Genomic DNA, 16012 nt, shown 5'->3' on the forward strand with positions numbered 1-16012 from the left:
CCAAGAACTAATCATTACTATGCTGATGCCTATTGTTCTTGGCAAAGAGGTAGTAATGAAAATTTAAATAAGATGATTAGAAGGTTTTTGCCAAAAGGAAGCAGTTTTAAAGATATTAGTACGAGTGAGGTTAAAAATATTCAACAATGGATGAATAACTACCCAAGAAAGATGTTTGATTTTAAAACTTCGAATGAAGTTTTTGAAAATAAATTAAAAGTAGCTTAAAAGTTTATATTATATGGGGTATAAGTGTTTCACAAAAAAACGTGCATTTTATATTGCAATTCTCATTAATCAATTTAGATAAAGAAAAACTTGAAGAATTAGCTTGAGTATTTTAAAGTAATATGAATTGTTTGGTTGATATATGAAAAGTAAATTAATAATTCAGCTCCTTTAGAAATGAACTGAATTATTAATTATGTTATTTAATTTAATTAATTGTAATACTTCTTTTTTCCTTGCTAGTAGCATTTTCTTTAGGAAGAATAACTTCTAGGAGCCCATTCTCATATTTAGCTTGAATTTCTTCTTTTTTAATGTTTTGCAATTGGAAATTACGTTGAAAGCGACCTTTTCTTCTTTCTTTTCTGATATAACTTTCATTTTCTTCAGTATTATTTTCTAGGATAATGGCAGATATTGTTAAGTAATCTTCATCTACTTCTACATTTATATCCTCTTTTTTTACTCCTGGTAATTCAGCTTGAATTAGATAGTCATTCTTTCTTTTTCTAATATCTGTCTTAAATCCAAAATCATTAAAGTCCATTAAGTCACTAATGTTATTAGATATTTTACTTAATGGTTTAGTTAATTTACGATTATCAAAAGGGCTTAAGTCAAACATTTAAATCACCTCTGTAGATTTAATTTAGATTTCTATAAATTATTATAGCTTATAACTTAAGCTTATATACATTAAAGTAGGATATAAGTTATAATAACTTTAATCATTTTTAATTATTTATTATCTAATTTGGATTAGAATATTGAAAGTTGTAGTAAAAAGATAAGATATTGTGGTTGATATATATTCGAAATATATGATATAATGGGAGAAATATTATTCTTTTCTAAAGTTTATGATGATTGAAAATCAGGGAGGGGTAAAGATGGGGTTAAATATAAATATTCCTGCTTTTCTTTTTTCTACCATCTCATTGTTGATGTCAGCCTATGGTGGTAGGTTTTCAAAGATATCTAAATTAATAAGAGATTTATCCATAGAATTAGATAATAATAATTTAGAAGAAAGAATCTATCTTAAAAAGCAGATTCTGATCTTTTCTAAAAGAGTAAGATATATTAAAAGGTTACAACTAGCAGCAATCTTTTCTTTGTTCTTTTCTGCTTTATCTATGTTCTGTTTATTATTTGAGAAGATTAATTTTGCAAATATAACTTTTATAATTGCTTTAATATTCTTTTTAATTTCTCTTTTAATATCTTTAATTGAAATTTTGTATTCAATAAAAGCTTTACAAATAAATTTTAAAATATGAGGTGATTAAGATGAAATTTACTCTAACAACACCTGCTCTTATTTTTTCTACTATTTCGCTTTTATTGTTAGCATATACTAATAGATTTTCAGTTTTAGCCAATTTAATTAGAGGGTTGCATGATAAAGCAAAAGAAAAAGGGGAAAAGGATCATATTATTGCTTCTCAGTTATCTTCATTAAAGAAACGAGTTAAACTTATTAGAAATATGCAATTTCTTGCTATTTTATCTCTTTTTTCTTGTGTATTCTCAATGTTTTTATTATTTCTTGATAAAAATATAGCTGGAGAAATTGTTTTTGCAGTAGGACTTGCCTTATTAATGTTCTCTTTAATTTTATCTGCTATTGAGATTAATATTTCTGTTCATGCTTTAAATATTCAATTGAGTGAAAGTGTAGAGAGTGAATCTTTTGACGATAATAAAGAAGAGTAAAAACAATAACTTATAATGTATAAAAACTGCTACACTGACTTGTACAAGTCAGTGTAGCAGTTTTTTAGTGACTCAGTATTTATGAATAGTTAATTAAAACTTAGTCATTTATGACTATAATCTAAAATAAAATTTAATAAGTATAAAGAAATACTTTTAGGTGCTAGGTGATAGGTCATAGGAGTTAGTAAGATCTTTCTATCTCCTAGCTCCTAGCTCCTAACTCCGAAACTGTCGCTTTATTATTCTATAAAGTCATATTTAAGCTTGAATAGCTATTTAATAAATTGAAGAACTTATTAATTTAACTTAAATAAAATTTTGAATTAGTTTATTAAATATGTTATATTTAATTAAATATTATTGTATTTGAATATTAAGATTTTGAAATTAATTTAAAAGAAAGGAGATAACATGGAGGATATTTCTATTATTATTGCTTTTTTTGCTGGGATTATTTCTTTCTTTTCACCATGTGTTTTACCGTTAGTTCCTGCTTACATAGGATATATAACAGGTAGCACTACTATTAGAAGGAGGTTCTTTACTCTAATAAGATCTATAGGATTTGTGCTTGGTTTTTCATTAATCTTTATCCTAATGGGAGCTTCAGCTAGTTATCTTGGTCAATTATTTGCTAGATATAAATTTATATTTACTAAAGCAAGTGGAATCTTAATTATTATCTTTGGTTTACATATAACAGGATTATGGAAGATAAATTTATTTTATAAACAGTTTAGGTTTAGTGAACCAAAACAAGCTGGAACTTGGTTAAGCTCTATCCTAATGGGAATTGCTTTTGCAGCCGGTTGGACTCCTTGTGTAGGTACAGTTTTGGGATCAATTTTATTATATGCTGGTACTGGGGCAACCTTAAGTAATGGAATAATATTATTGGCGTTTTATTCCTTAGGAATGGGAATTCCATTTATTCTAACTGCAATCTTTATTAATAAATTCACACAAATATCTCCTAAAATCAATAAATATCTACCTTTGATTTCAAAGATTAGTGGTTTTATAATGATCATCTTTGGCTTATTACTTTTCTTTAATAGGGTTCAAAATTTAAGTAGATATTTTTATTTTTTAAATAATATTTTACCAGAGTATTAATATAAGAGTTGATAAAGAAGGTTATGCTCTCTTATTCTTTTTAATAATCTTTGAAGGATAATATTCTTAAAATAACAGGTGAATTAAAATTCACCTGTTATTTTAATTTAGTTAACTAAATTAAAGGAGGATATATATTATTATGGTCATTTATGACCATAATAATATATATCTTTTGTAATAGAAAAGAGACAAAGAATAATATACTTAAATAAGATATTTATTTTGGAGGTGTTAATAATTAAGAAAAAGGATAGATATAAAGAATTTTGGATTTGGCATCTTGGAGAATATATAAAAATAAAATATGAAGGTAATCTCAAAAAAGAGGATATGTTTGAGATAATTAATAACAATCACAATCAATTCCAAGTATCTCCTTATGAAGCTGACAAATTATATATAGGGACTTTAAATAGTAAAAGAGAAGGCCGAAAAGAAAAAAATCAAAGTCCTGAAGCTGTTGGAGAGTGGGAGAAGTTAACTCCTATTCGAGTAATAGTTGCAATTAAGCAAGCTAAATATGAACATCAGTTTGAAGAACAAATTAGTATTTATCCTTTTCCATATGATTTAACACAAGATTTATAGTATTAAGAAATAAGTGATAATTAATAAATTAAAACACAGCTTTTAAAAGCTGTGTTTTAATAAATGTTAGCATCTCTGTTTTTTAGTAAGTTTCTTCTTTATAAAATCTTTACCTTTGCTAGTTAACCAGATCATACGTTTATCTTTATTATATTTATCAGACTCTATATGAATTAATTCTCGTTCTAACCCTTTTTCTAATGCTCTAAGAATGGCAATCTTATTAAAACCTTTTTCCTCGATTTCATGTAAGTAAATAGGTGAACAAGAATTATAAATACACTTAAAAATCTCTGATTCATTAATAGCAGAATAATTAAAAGAAAACTCTTGCATTAAAACTCCTCCTCTGGTTTTATTTTATTTTATTTCATCTTTATTATTCTATTAAGCAAAATTTCCTTTTAGAACATAATTGTTAAAAAAATATTTTTTTAATAATTGTAAATACAAAATAAAAAATCATTATAAATACTGTATATAATATGTTTAAGCAATTCTATTGTGATTAAAATCATTATAATAAGTTTTCTTTTCTTATAATATAGTATAAAATTAAATTAGATACAGATATTAATAAAAAGGGGATGATTAAAATAAATTCAAAATACACTATTCAATTGGCAGAAGCAGATTATGAAAAATTAAAAACCATAGCCTATGAGAATAACACTGAAATTGAAGAATTAATATCAGAGATGATAAATGAGAAGACTGAGTTATTAGAATTAGACTTCAATTTAAATAAAGCACCTGATTCTTTTAATTTATTAGCTAATGATGAATATCTTAGCAAATCAGATTCTTTTAAGGATAAATTTAATGAGGTTTAAAGTAATAATTAATAATAAATCGGTGCATTGTATAATTAAATGCACGGATAGTTCAAAAAATAAAAAATGACACACATTAATACCTCATATATAATGTTAACTGACCAAAGCAAACATTGGAGGTATTAAATATGTGCCAAAATAATTATAACACAAAAAGTAGAAAAGGAAAACATTTAAAGTGGGAAGAGAGAAAGATAATAGAACATTTATATAATATACAAAACAAATCGAAGACAGCAATAGCAAGAGAGTTAGGGAGGCATAGGACGACAATAAGTCGAGAAATTGAAAGGGGAAAGCTTGTATTATTAAATTCAGATTACACTAAAAGAATAGAATACGATGCTGATATAGCTCAAAACTTATATGATAACAATGCGACTGCTAAAGGAGCTAAGATTAAAATAGGAAAAGATCATCAATTAGCTGAATTCATAGAAGAAAAAATAAAAGGAAATTATTCTCCAGAGGTAATTGCAGAGATGATTAAAGAGGATGATGGGTTTGAAATTAAAATACATTGGAAGACGATATATAATTATATAGATAAAGGCATTCTGTTTATAGATAGAGAAGATTTGGTTTATGGTAGATATAAAAAGACTAATAAATCTAAACAGAAAGAAAAAGAATCAACAAAAAGGAGAAAAGAGGGAAGAAAGATATCAGATAGGCCTAAGGAAGCTGATAAAAGGTCAGAAATAGGTCATTGGGAAATGGACTTAGTAGAGGGTAGGAAAGGTAAAGATGAGCCCTTTTTATTAGTTTTAACAGAGAGATATAGTCGCAAAGAAATAATAGAACTAATACCTAATAAGACTCAAGAATCTGTAATAAAAGGATTAGATCGCGTAGAAAGAAGAATAGGAGTTAGAAAATTTAGAGACTTATTTAAAACTATAACTACAGATAATGGTAAAGAATTCTATGATTATGAAGGGATAGAAACTTCCTTTACAGGAAGTGATATCTCAAGAACTAGTCAATATTATGCTGATGCTTATTGTTCTTGGCAAAGAGGTAGTAATGAGAATTTAAATAAAATGATTAGAAGGTTTTTACCAAAAGGAAGTAGCTTTAAGAATATTAGCAGAAATGAAGTTAAAAGAATTGAGCGATGGATAAATAATTATCCACGAAAAATGTTTGGGTTTAAGAATGCAAATTATATATTTGAAGAACAGTTAAAGGCAGCTTAAAATTTATGAGGTATTGAGTAAATAAAAAACCGTGCATTTTATATTGCAATTTATAATTAATAATAAATCTCAAAAAAATCTTGAATGATTATTAATCTTATGTTATAATCTTCAACGTTGAAGCTCAATATAAAATTTAATATGAAACCTCATTTCTTAAAATTGAAATGGGGTAGAGGAGCAATCTGTCAATAGTATTTTCATGTAGAGGGAGAAAACTTGATGATATGAAAAGAAAGGGGCGATTGCCGAAACAATAATATTATTCTCAATTTTATTGTTGGGTCTATGCTTAATAGGTATAGAACTGTCACTAAAATCTAGTGAAGCGCTATCTCATTTATTTTTTAATTAAATGATTACTTACGTATGCAACCCTAGATAAATTATCTAGGGTTTTTTGTATAATTACATTAAAATAAATCTTAATTATTTGAGAGATATTGCTTAAAAAATTAAGATTAAATTAATAAGGAGCATTCCTGTAATAAATAAATATCTAGATAGACAAAAAGAGCACCTCCTGATATAATACGGGGTATCTAAAAGATCCCTAAATAAAAAGGAGGTACTCATAAAATGAATTATAATCGAAATCGTAAAATAATGCAAGTAAAAACTTCAACTTTAGTGATTGGGGTTGATATTGCAAAGAAAAAGCATGTTGCAAGAGCTCAAGATTATCGTGGTATTGAATACGGAAAAGCGTTAGCTTTTCAAAATTCAAAAGAAGGATTTGATAACTTTTCAAAGTGGATGTTTAAATTAAAAGATCAATATGAGAAAGAAGATATAATAGTTGGAATGGAGCCAACAGGTCATTATTGGTTGAATTTAGCTCAACTTTTAAGATGCAAGGAAATAAAGTTGGTATTAGTCAATCCAAGTCATACAAAGAGAAGTAAAGAGTTAGATGATAATTCTCCGACAAAGAATGATAAGAAAGATGCTAAAGTAATAGCTCAATTAGTTAAAGATGGGCGCTATTCAGAGCCTAATATACCAGTTGGTGTTTATGCTGATGTTCGTGTAGCAATGACCCATATGGAAAGATTAAATAAAGATTTACAACGGGTAGTAGGAAAGATACATCAGTTTATTGATAAGTATTTTCCTGAATATTTAACAGTATTTAAAGGTTGGGATGGAAAGGCGTCTTTAGTTACACTAAAGACATTTCCTCTGCCGTCTGAAGTAGTAAAAATGACACCAGAAGAAATAGTTTCAATTTGGAAGAAAAAAGTTAAAAGAGCAGTTGGAATAAAACGAGCTAAAAAGCTTATAAGAGCTGCTGAAAATTCAGTAGGTTTAACTGAAGGAGCTGAAATAGCAAAGTTTGAATTAAATTATTTCTTAGATCAATATGAAAATATAACAAATCAAAGCGAAGAATTAACCAATAAAATAGAAGAGTTATTAAAGAAAGTACCAGATTCAGAATCAATGTTAAGTATCAAAGGGGTAGGAATAAAGACAGTAGCAGGATTTATTTCAGAAGTTGGAGATATAAATAACTATGAACATCCACGACAAATACAAAAGCTAGCAGGGTTGAATTTAATGGAAAATAGTTCAGGCAAACATAAGGGAAGAACTTGTATTACTAAAAGGGGAAGAGCTAAATTGAGAGCTTTACTATATAGAGTGATGCTGCCTCTGGTAGCAAAGAACGAAGAGTTTAAAGCACTTCATGAATACTACACAACTCGCTCTGAAAACCCTTTGAAGAAAAAGCAATCCCTAGTAGCTTTATCATGCAAATTAATTAGAGTATTATTTGCCTTATGGAAAAAGCAAGTGAAATATGATAGTGAAAAATTATTTAGAGATATTAAGCGTTCAAATTTACAGGAAGCTGCTTAAAGATATTTAAAGTAAATTATTGGAATGTAAATTTTATAATATAAATCAATTATTTATGTTTGTTTTTCTTAGAGTAAGTACTTTGAAAAAGGAAGACTGGAAGAGCTGGAATTAATTTTTTCAATACGGGCATAGACCCTGACAAGGAGCATATCCAGCCTCCACCCATGGATAGGTAGAACGAAGGAATGTAGGGACATAGATCCTGGGAGATATGGGAGGTTAAACTACCATGGAGATGTGGAGTTCCAATAAGCGACCATATTTTTTAAAATAATTGTTAAGTTTTTGGGGTTAGTTTATCCTTTCAATTCCAAATATTAATTGGTTTTAATAATTAAATCCATATTCCTTTTTTATAAGAAAACGAAATTCTAAGAATGAATGAGCATGAGTGAGATAAATTTAATTTATAGAGGGAGGAAAAATTATGGAGAATTATGGTTTGTTATCTCTATTGCCACCATTGTTAGCAATTTTGTTAGCTTGGAAAAGTAGAGAAGTTTTAATTTCATTATTTGTTGGTATATTAGTAGGTGCGACTATTTTAGTAGGATTTAATCCATTAGTAGGTTTTATGAAGACTTTTGATACCTATATTGTAGGGTCTTTATCCGATTCATGGAATGCAGCAATTCTATTATTCTTAATTACTTTATCAGGAATGGTAGGAATAATTACAAAATCAGGTGCAACTAATGCAATTGCAGATTTTGTAGCTAAGAAAGCTAAAACTGCTCGTAGAGCACAGATTGCAACTTGGTTTATGGGAGTTTTAATCTTTTTTGATGACTATGCCAATAGTTTAATTGTAGGTACAACAATGCGCTCTATTACAGATAAGTTAAAGGTATCTAGAGAGAAATTAGCTTATATTGTTGATTGTACTGCAGCACCAGTAACAAGTATGGCCTTAATCTCTACTTGGGTTGGATATGAAATGGGATTAATTCAAGAGGCTTTTAATAATTTAGGAGAAGGTGCTTTGGCTCAGATTGGTCTTAGTACAAATGTTTATGCAACCTTTATTAAGACAATACCATATAGATTTTATAGTATTTTAGCATTATTTATGGTATTATTTATTGCTTGGTTAGGTAAAGACTTTGGTCCAATGTTAAAAGCTGAAAGAAGAGCTAGAAAAGAAGGAAAAGTATTAAGAGATGGTGCTACACCATTAGCTTCTAAGGAACTAACAGATATGGAGGTAAATCCTAATAATAGTATGAAGTGGTATGATGCATTTATTCCAATGATAAGTGTAATTGTAATTACTATTATTGGTCTGTGGTATAATGGTGGGGGATTAGAAGGAAAAGCTATTAGAGATGCTTTTGGTAATGCAGATGCTAGTGTTGTATTACTATGGGCTTCCTTTGGAGGTACATTTATTGCAGGTTTAATGGCTTTAGTTAAAGGTGGATTATCTATTGAAGAGACAGTTGAATCTTGGGTAGATGGTGCTAAAGCATTAACTGTTGCTTGTGGAATCTTAATTTTGGCTTGGTCTTTAGGTTCTGTAACTAAAGAATTAGGTACAGCAAATTACCTTGTAGAGATAACTAAAGGTATAATTCCACCATTTATGGTACCTGCAATGATCTTTACTATTTCAGGTATAATTGCTTTTGCTACAGGTACTTCATGGGGAACAAATGCTATTATTATGCCTTTGGCAGTACCAATGGCATTCCACTTTGGTGCACCAATGATTCCAACAATAGGTGCAGTATTAACAGGTTGTGTATTAGGAGATCATTGTAGTCCTATTTCTGATACTACAATTATGTCTTCTACAGCCTCAGCTTCTGATCATATTGACCATGTAAGTACTCAGTTACCATATGCAATTGTAGTAGGGGTAGTATCTATTATCTTTGGATTTATTCCAGCAGGATTTAATCTTCCTAGTTGGACTGTAGCTCCATTATTGCTTATTGGCTTAACAGTTATTTATTTGATTGTTAACTATTATGGAGAAAGTGTAGAAGAAAATGAAGGATTACTTAATGAATAAAATTATTTCAGTAAAAAGAAGGCATAATAGCCTTCTTTTTTATTTATAAGTTAAATACAATTACAACTTGGTCATTTATGACTATAAATAATTTAAATTAAAAGGTAATAGATAAAAAAACAAAATCATAAAAATATAAACAATAGACAATAAAAGTAACAGCTATAGTATGAAAGGAGGTAAAAATGAGATTAAAACAAAATCTCACTTTAGTAATCTTAATTATAATTTTATTATCCGCAATTTTTAGTATTAATACATTAAATATTATAACAATACCTACTAACAAAAAAATAAATAAAGAGATAAAGGTCAATAGTAACCAAAATCCTCTTGAATATAACAGAATAAATGTAGAAATAATTTGGGATTTATCTGGAAGTATGTGGGGTGAAATAGAAGAGAAAAATAAAATAAATACTTCTAAAAAAATTTTAAATAGAATAATAAATGATTTTCCTAAGGAAATAAATATAGGGTTAAGAGTATTTGGCAGTAAAGAATCAAACAGAGAAGGATCTTATCTAGCTATTCCCATAAAAACAAATACTAAAAAAGATATTTTAAATTTTATCGATCAAGTTAAACCCTTAGGTAAGTCACCTATTGCTTTAAATTTATCTTATGCTGGAGAAGATTTGAAATACCTACAAGGTAAAAAGCATATATTATTAATAACGGACGGTAAGGATACTGGTAATATTATGCCAAGTAAAGTGATAAACAGATTAAGCAAGCTTGGAATTAAAACACATATAATACAGGTTGGAAAAATAGATAAATATAATCAATTAAAATTAAAAGAACTTTCTAAATTAGGCAATGGAAAATATTTCACCTATTTTGAAGAAGAAGAGATAGTTCCAACAATCAATTTAAATTAATTATTAATTACTTACCAGAATATAAGAAAAGTAACCTAATAATCGTCTTTAGTCAGAATACAATTTGTCTTTAATTTTATAAAAAAGATTATTTAAGAATTAATTCTTAAATAATCTTTTTTATTTCTATTTATCATAACTAATAAATATTAAATATAAAACACTTTAAATAACTATTAAAATCCATCATGAAGGAAAAACTATAAGCTATATAGAATAAATGATACAAGAATTTATAAAAGGGGAGATCATAAAATGAATCCAGTACTTTTCATGGAAAAATTAATAACTTTTTTGATTATACATAAATTTATAACTATTTTAAGTACTGCTTTTATCTTGTATCTAATAAGTAGAGGTATTAAATTTATAATCTATCGAAGAAGTTATGATTATTTAAAAAGATTACTTAAAAAAAATCTATATAAAGGGTTAAAAAAAGTATCTAGATTAAAAGATATAAATATTAAAAAGAGACTAATTTTAGAAGGCAAGAATTCATTAGGCAAGGATACATATAATCAAGTAAAAGACGAGCTTTTAGTTAATGGTTTTATAGATGAATTATTTAATGAGATAATTTCTGAGAAAAACGAAAGTAAAATTGAGGCTTGTAAAACATTAGTTGAGCTTAATACACCACAGTCTATTGATTATGCTATTATTGCTTTATATGATAACGATGAAGAAGTAAAAAAAGAGGTTATCGAAGCTCTTAGAACAAAAGCTAATCCTAAAATAATAGAGACACTTATTAATTATCTCGAATATTGTGATAATACTTTATTATTAGAGATATTAAGTAATGCTTTTGAAAATATTGGCATTCAAGCCTTTGACCAATTAGTAGAAGTGACTTTTACTAAGAAGCAGGTTTATAGAAGTTGGGCAATAAAAATATTAGCTAGTTTTGATTACAATATTCAAAATAGAAATAAAGCTATCGAAATATTTATCAAACTTTTAAATGATAGTTCTGAAATAGTAAGGATACATACTATTAAAGCATTAACTAAATTTAAAAATAATAAATTAATCTTTAATAATCTAATAAATAAATTAAATGATAGTAGTTGTAAAGTAAGAAGTCAAGCAGCTAAGAGTTTAGGAGAATATCAAATCAAAAAAGCTGCACCCTTTTTATTTAATTTAATAACTGATAGTAGTGGTATAGTAAGAAGTAATGCGTATCAAGCCTTAGTAAAATTAGAAGAGGAAGGTTTAAAATATATAATTAAGGCTACTGAATCAGTAAAGACTAAAGAAGAAGCATTGAATGTATTAAAAAAATTAGATGTTGAAAAATTAGTAGTAGGCATTAATAAGATCTATAATAATAGTGAAATAAGTAATAAAGTAAATTTTGAAGAGGTTGAAAAGTTTCTAACTAAAGAAGATAATAAATCAAATTTAGGAGAAAGAAAGTTAGAAATAATAAGTTAACTTATTATTTCTAACTTATAAAGATTAAAAAGAGGTGGAAATGTGAAAAAAATTTATAGAGGATTAATCTTAGCTACAATATTAACGGTAATATTAATGATTAATTTTTTAGGAGTAGGAGTTAACTTTTACACTGATGTATTGTGGTTTAAAAACTTAAATCTTAATGATGTTTTTTGGACTATTTTTAAAACTAAAATACTTGTAAGGTTTGGAGTTTGGATATTATTTTCTTCATTTATTTTTATTAATTTATTATTTACCAGAGATAAGATAATAGATTTAATTAATAATTTAAAAGAAAGAAAAGATCAAGATGACCATATTATTGAACTAAAGCCTAAAGGAAGTAATGGAATATTGACTTTGTTGACTCCCGGAAGATTAAATCTTATTTATTTACTTCTTAGTTTACTAATTGGTTTTATTTTTAGTACTATAGGATCTAATAGCTGGAAAGTTGTACTTGAATTTTTGAATTCTACTAGTTTCAATCTTAAAGATCCATTATTTAATAAGGATATATCATTTTATATCTTTAAATTTCCTGCATACCAGCTAGTGTATCAATTACTATCTACTTTACTTATAATTACAGGCTTGATCATTGGTGGAGTTCATTTACTAATTAACCAAAATAAATCTATATTAAATAGGATTAACAATAAGGCTAAATACCATTTGTCTTTTTTAATCAGTCTATTCTTTATCTTAAAGGCTTGGGGCTATAGATTAAATATGTTTCAACTCTTATATTCTAAGCGGGGAGTTGTCTTTGGAGCAAGTTATACCGATGTACATGCACAATTACTTGGTCTAAAAGCACTTTCTTTCATAGCATTATTACTTGCAATTTTTATTTTTATCAATATTTTCATAAGAAATACTAAATTAATTATTGGAGGAGTTGTTACTCTTTTTGTAACTTCTATATTATTAACTGCTATCTATCCTGGCATTATTCAACAGTATCAAGTGGAACCAAATGAAATAGCTAAAGAAGCCCCATATATAAAATATAATATTAAGTTTACTACAAATGCTTATAATCTAGAAGATATCAAAGAAGAAGATTTTAATGTGAAAGAAGATTTAAACTATGAAGATATTCTTACTAATAAAGCAACTATTGATAATATCAGATTATGGGATAGTAGACCACTAAAAACGAGCTATGGCCAGCTACAGGGTCTTAAATCTTATTATAATTTTAATGATATTGATATCGATAGATACAATCTTGATGGAAAAATATATCAAGTGATGTTAGGAGCTAGAGAAATAAATCAAAGACTATTACCAAATCAGACTTGGGTTAATAAAAGATTGAATTATACTCATGGATTTGGTTTAGCTATGAGTCCAGTAAATGGAGTTACAGAAGGTGGAGTTCCAGAGTTTCTGATTAAAGATATCCCTCCAAAAAGCCAAAAGTTAGAAGTTAAAGAACCAAGAGTTTATTATGGCGAATTAACAGATCAATATGTAATATCCAATACTCGAACTCAAGAATTTGATTATCCAGCAGGTGATACGAATAATTATATTAATTATCAAGGAAATGGGGGAGTAAAATTAAATTCTCCTATTAAAAGGTTAGCTTTTGCGATTAAATATGGTACTTTGAAACTATTATTAAATAATGATATCACAGAAGAAAGCAGGTTGATGTTTGATCGTAATATTAAAAAAAGAGTAAGAAAGATTGCACCTTTCTTAAAGTATGATAGTGATCCTTACTTAGTAGTAAGTCAAAATGGAAGATTGTATTGGATTCAAGATGCATATACAATAAGTAATAGATATCCATACTCTGAACCCTTAAGTAATCTAAAAAATAATTATTCTGAACAATTAAGTAGATTAGGATATAATATAAATTATATTAGAAATTCAGTCAAAGTAGTTATTGATGCGTATAATGGTAAGGTTAAATTTTATATCTCAGACCAAAATGATCCCATTATTGAGACCTATAATAAAATTTTCCCTGGATTATTTAATAAATTGGAGAAAATGCCTGAAAATCTTAATAATCATATAAGATATCCCCAAGACTTATTTAAGGTCCAAGCAGCTATTTATAACAAATATCATATGAAAGATCCTAAGGTATTTTACAATAAAGAAGACCTATGGGAACTACCACAAGAAAATTATGCAGGAACTCCTATTGCAATGGAACCATATTACACAATTATAAAGTTGCCAGATGAAGAGAAAGAGGACTTCTTATTAATGTTGCCTTTTACTCCAATTAAGAAGAATAATATGATTTCCTGGTTAGCTGCTAAATCTAATCAAAAAGATTATGGAAAGTTAATTTTATATAAATTTCCTAAGAGAAAATTAGTTTATGGACCAATGCAAATAGAGGCTAGAATTGATCAGAATTCTGAAATATCAAAGCAGTTGAGCCTCTGGAATCAAAGAGGATCTAGAGTGATAAGAGGGAATCTCTTAACAATTCCGATTAAGAATTCAATTCTTTATGTTGAACCAATTTATTTACAAGCTGAACAGAGTCAATTACCAGAGTTAAAAAAGGTTGTTGTATCATATGGAGAAAAAGTGATTATGGAAAATAATCTAGATTTAGCATTAAGAAAGTTATTTAATATAAAAGATAAAAGTGATAGAGAAGATCTTGAAGTAAACAGAGAAGAAAATTATGAAGACATTGGTATAGATTTAACAGTCCAGCAATTAGTTGAAGATATTACCAGACTATATCAAAAATCTAAGAAAGAATTACAAGCAGGTAATTGGAGTGAATATGGTCAATTAATTGAAAAGTTAGAAGAAAAATTAAATACTTTAGAAAATAAAACTAAACAATAGTAGTTTAAGCACTAAGGGGCTATTAATATCCCCTTAGTGCTTTTTTATAGAAGGAATTAGAGATGAAATATAGAAATTGTTAATATATAAAATTTTATAAATTAATAATTAGTATATATTTTATGTTTTGATAGAATCAAAAGGAGGAAGTTATGGAAGAAAAGATTAAGGTTATCCAACAAGTTTTAGAAATTAATGAAGAAGAGGCCAAAAAAGCTCTAAAATTAGCTGAAAATGATTTAGATAAAGCTCTTAAAATGGAAGAGTACATTGCAAAAAATTATCTTACGATACAAGTTAAATTTAGATATGGAGGGCAAAATTATAATGAACAATATGGGCTAATTAGTTTGATTTGGAATGGTAAAGAAGGTGAAGTAATTAATACAATATCTGTTATAGATAATAAAGAAAAGATTTCTGATATATTGATTGAAGTTGATCATTCAGTTTTTATGAAAGCCTTAAAACAGATATCGGAAGAGACTACATCAAATCTTGAATATCAATTTAAAAAAGGCTTAGAAGATCAGTTCAACCCAACAGTTATTTATCAAATTTTTAAATTTATCAAAGAAGAAACTCCTTCAAAGGTTGAGGCTATCATAGGAGAAAAGATTAGAAATATTATAGAAGAAGATATAGAATTAGAACTATATGCAGAACTAATTACTAAAGAGAAGTTATTAAAAATATATCCTGAATATTTTCAAGATAATATTGACTCAGAAGATAAATCAGATAATGTGTCAAATGATGGTAATAAAAAGAACTTTAATCTTGATATTAATTTAAATTGTGTTCCTGTTATTTCAGCTACTAAAGGAAAAAGAGTTCAAGAATTATCTATAGGAGATAAACTAAAGGTACAAATTACTGATAATAAAGAGATAGGAAAATATCTCAATAACTTACTCAAGGATAGTTCAGGAACAGCTACTGCTATAATTAAAAATATAGAATTAAATAAGAATTTAAAACGTTATTCAATAACTGTTCAATTTGGCCCTAATATTTATGGGACTATGTTAGTAGAACCTGAAGTTAAAATAAGTACTATTAGTGAAGGAGAAAAAGAATCAAAAGAATTTACTTCAATTTTAGCCAATAATAAGAATACTATTATTTTTTCTGGTATTATTATAGCAATTATTCTTTTAACCGTGCTATTTCTAAAATTTTACTATTTATAATGTTTATATTAGATCAAGAAAAAATTTAAAATATTGAACTAAATAAAGGAATACTGCAATAAGTTGAAGAAATAATTTACTA

The 16012-nt window shown here is 27.0% G+C and carries 14 protein-coding genes, 1 pseudogene and 1 riboswitch; of the genes and pseudogenes, 13 read left to right on the top strand and 2 right to left on the bottom strand.

The window, feature by feature from the left end; translation table 11 throughout:
- Positions 1–228 (top strand): annotated as a pseudogene (locus OREMA_RS17315) (IS30 family transposase); the annotation flags it as partial.
- A gap of 208 nt (positions 229–436) precedes the next feature.
- On the opposite strand, the gene OREMA_RS0106570 reads toward OREMA_RS17315, so the two are convergent.
- Positions 437–853: an Hsp20/alpha crystallin family protein gene (locus tag OREMA_RS0106570; protein ID WP_018248477.1), complete on the bottom strand. Its 417-nt coding sequence runs from the start codon at positions 851–853 to the stop codon at positions 437–439.
- A gap of 265 nt (positions 854–1118) precedes the next feature.
- Between OREMA_RS0106570 and OREMA_RS0106575 the strand changes: the two genes are divergently transcribed.
- From OREMA_RS0106575 to OREMA_RS0106590, 4 genes are all read left to right on the top strand, one after another.
- Positions 1119–1508, top strand: coding sequence for a DUF2721 domain-containing protein (locus OREMA_RS0106575; RefSeq protein ID WP_018248478.1), 390 nt, complete (start codon positions 1119–1121; stop codon positions 1506–1508).
- 10 nt (positions 1509–1518) lie between these two features.
- Positions 1519–1944 carry a DUF2721 domain-containing protein gene (locus OREMA_RS0106580; RefSeq protein WP_018248479.1) on the top strand — a complete coding sequence of 142 codons (426 nt, stop codon included), beginning with the start codon at positions 1519–1521 and terminating at the stop codon, positions 1942–1944.
- A 414-nt stretch (positions 1945–2358) separates the two neighbouring features.
- Positions 2359–3063, top strand: coding sequence for a cytochrome c biogenesis CcdA family protein (locus tag OREMA_RS0106585; protein WP_018248480.1), 705 nt, complete (start codon positions 2359–2361; stop codon positions 3061–3063).
- A gap of 333 nt (positions 3064–3396) precedes the next feature.
- Positions 3397–3654 carry a hypothetical protein gene (locus tag OREMA_RS0106590; RefSeq protein ID WP_157280033.1) on the top strand — a complete coding sequence of 86 codons (258 nt, stop codon included), beginning with the start codon at positions 3397–3399 and terminating at the stop codon, positions 3652–3654.
- Between the two features lie 66 nt (positions 3655–3720).
- Here the strand turns inward: OREMA_RS0106590 and OREMA_RS0106595 are convergent, their stop codons facing one another.
- Entirely contained in the window at positions 3721–3990 is a 270-nt protein-coding gene (locus OREMA_RS0106595) for a hypothetical protein (RefSeq protein ID WP_018248482.1), read from the bottom strand.
- Between the two features lie 251 nt (positions 3991–4241).
- Between OREMA_RS0106595 and OREMA_RS0106600 the strand changes: the two genes are divergently transcribed.
- The 8 genes from OREMA_RS0106600 to OREMA_RS0106635 all read left to right on the top strand — a co-directional run bounded on the left by OREMA_RS0106600 (position 4242) and on the right by OREMA_RS0106635 (position 15930).
- The gene (locus tag OREMA_RS0106600; protein WP_018248483.1) at positions 4242–4487 is read left to right on the top strand and encodes a hypothetical protein; all 246 of its coding nucleotides are present in this window, start codon (positions 4242–4244) and stop codon (positions 4485–4487) included.
- Positions 4488–4618: 131 nt separating this feature from the next.
- On the top strand, positions 4619–5689 hold the full coding sequence (locus tag OREMA_RS0106605; RefSeq protein WP_018247563.1) for an IS30 family transposase: 1071 nt from the start codon (positions 4619–4621) through the stop codon (positions 5687–5689).
- Positions 5690–5854: 165 nt separating this feature from the next.
- A riboswitch (Lysine riboswitch) is annotated at positions 5855–6031 on the top strand.
- A 237-nt stretch (positions 6032–6268) separates the two neighbouring features.
- The gene (locus OREMA_RS0106610; RefSeq protein WP_018248371.1) at positions 6269–7552 is read left to right on the top strand and encodes an IS110 family RNA-guided transposase; all 1284 of its coding nucleotides are present in this window, start codon (positions 6269–6271) and stop codon (positions 7550–7552) included.
- A 430-nt stretch (positions 7553–7982) separates the two neighbouring features.
- Complete coding sequence (locus OREMA_RS0106615) at positions 7983–9569, top strand: Na+/H+ antiporter NhaC family protein (RefSeq protein ID WP_018248484.1); 1587 nt, start codon at positions 7983–7985, stop codon at positions 9567–9569.
- A gap of 185 nt (positions 9570–9754) precedes the next feature.
- Positions 9755–10453, top strand: coding sequence for a vWA domain-containing protein (locus OREMA_RS0106620; RefSeq protein ID WP_018248485.1), 699 nt, complete (start codon positions 9755–9757; stop codon positions 10451–10453).
- 255 nt (positions 10454–10708) lie between these two features.
- Positions 10709–11896, top strand: a complete 1188-nt coding sequence (locus OREMA_RS0106625; RefSeq protein WP_018248486.1) for a HEAT repeat domain-containing protein — start codon at positions 10709–10711, stop codon at positions 11894–11896.
- Between the two features lie 42 nt (positions 11897–11938).
- Positions 11939–14737, top strand: a complete 2799-nt coding sequence (locus OREMA_RS0106630; protein ID WP_018248487.1) for a UPF0182 family membrane protein — start codon at positions 11939–11941, stop codon at positions 14735–14737.
- Positions 14738–14889: 152 nt separating this feature from the next.
- Entirely contained in the window at positions 14890–15930 is a 1041-nt protein-coding gene (locus tag OREMA_RS0106635) for a hypothetical protein (protein WP_018248488.1), read from the top strand.
- Positions 15931–16012: the final 82 nt, after the last annotated feature.

It is taken from the genome of Orenia marismortui DSM 5156 (assembly GCF_000379025.1).
GTDB classification, from domain to species: Bacteria; Bacillota; Halanaerobiia; order Halobacteroidales; family Halobacteroidaceae; genus Orenia; species Orenia marismortui.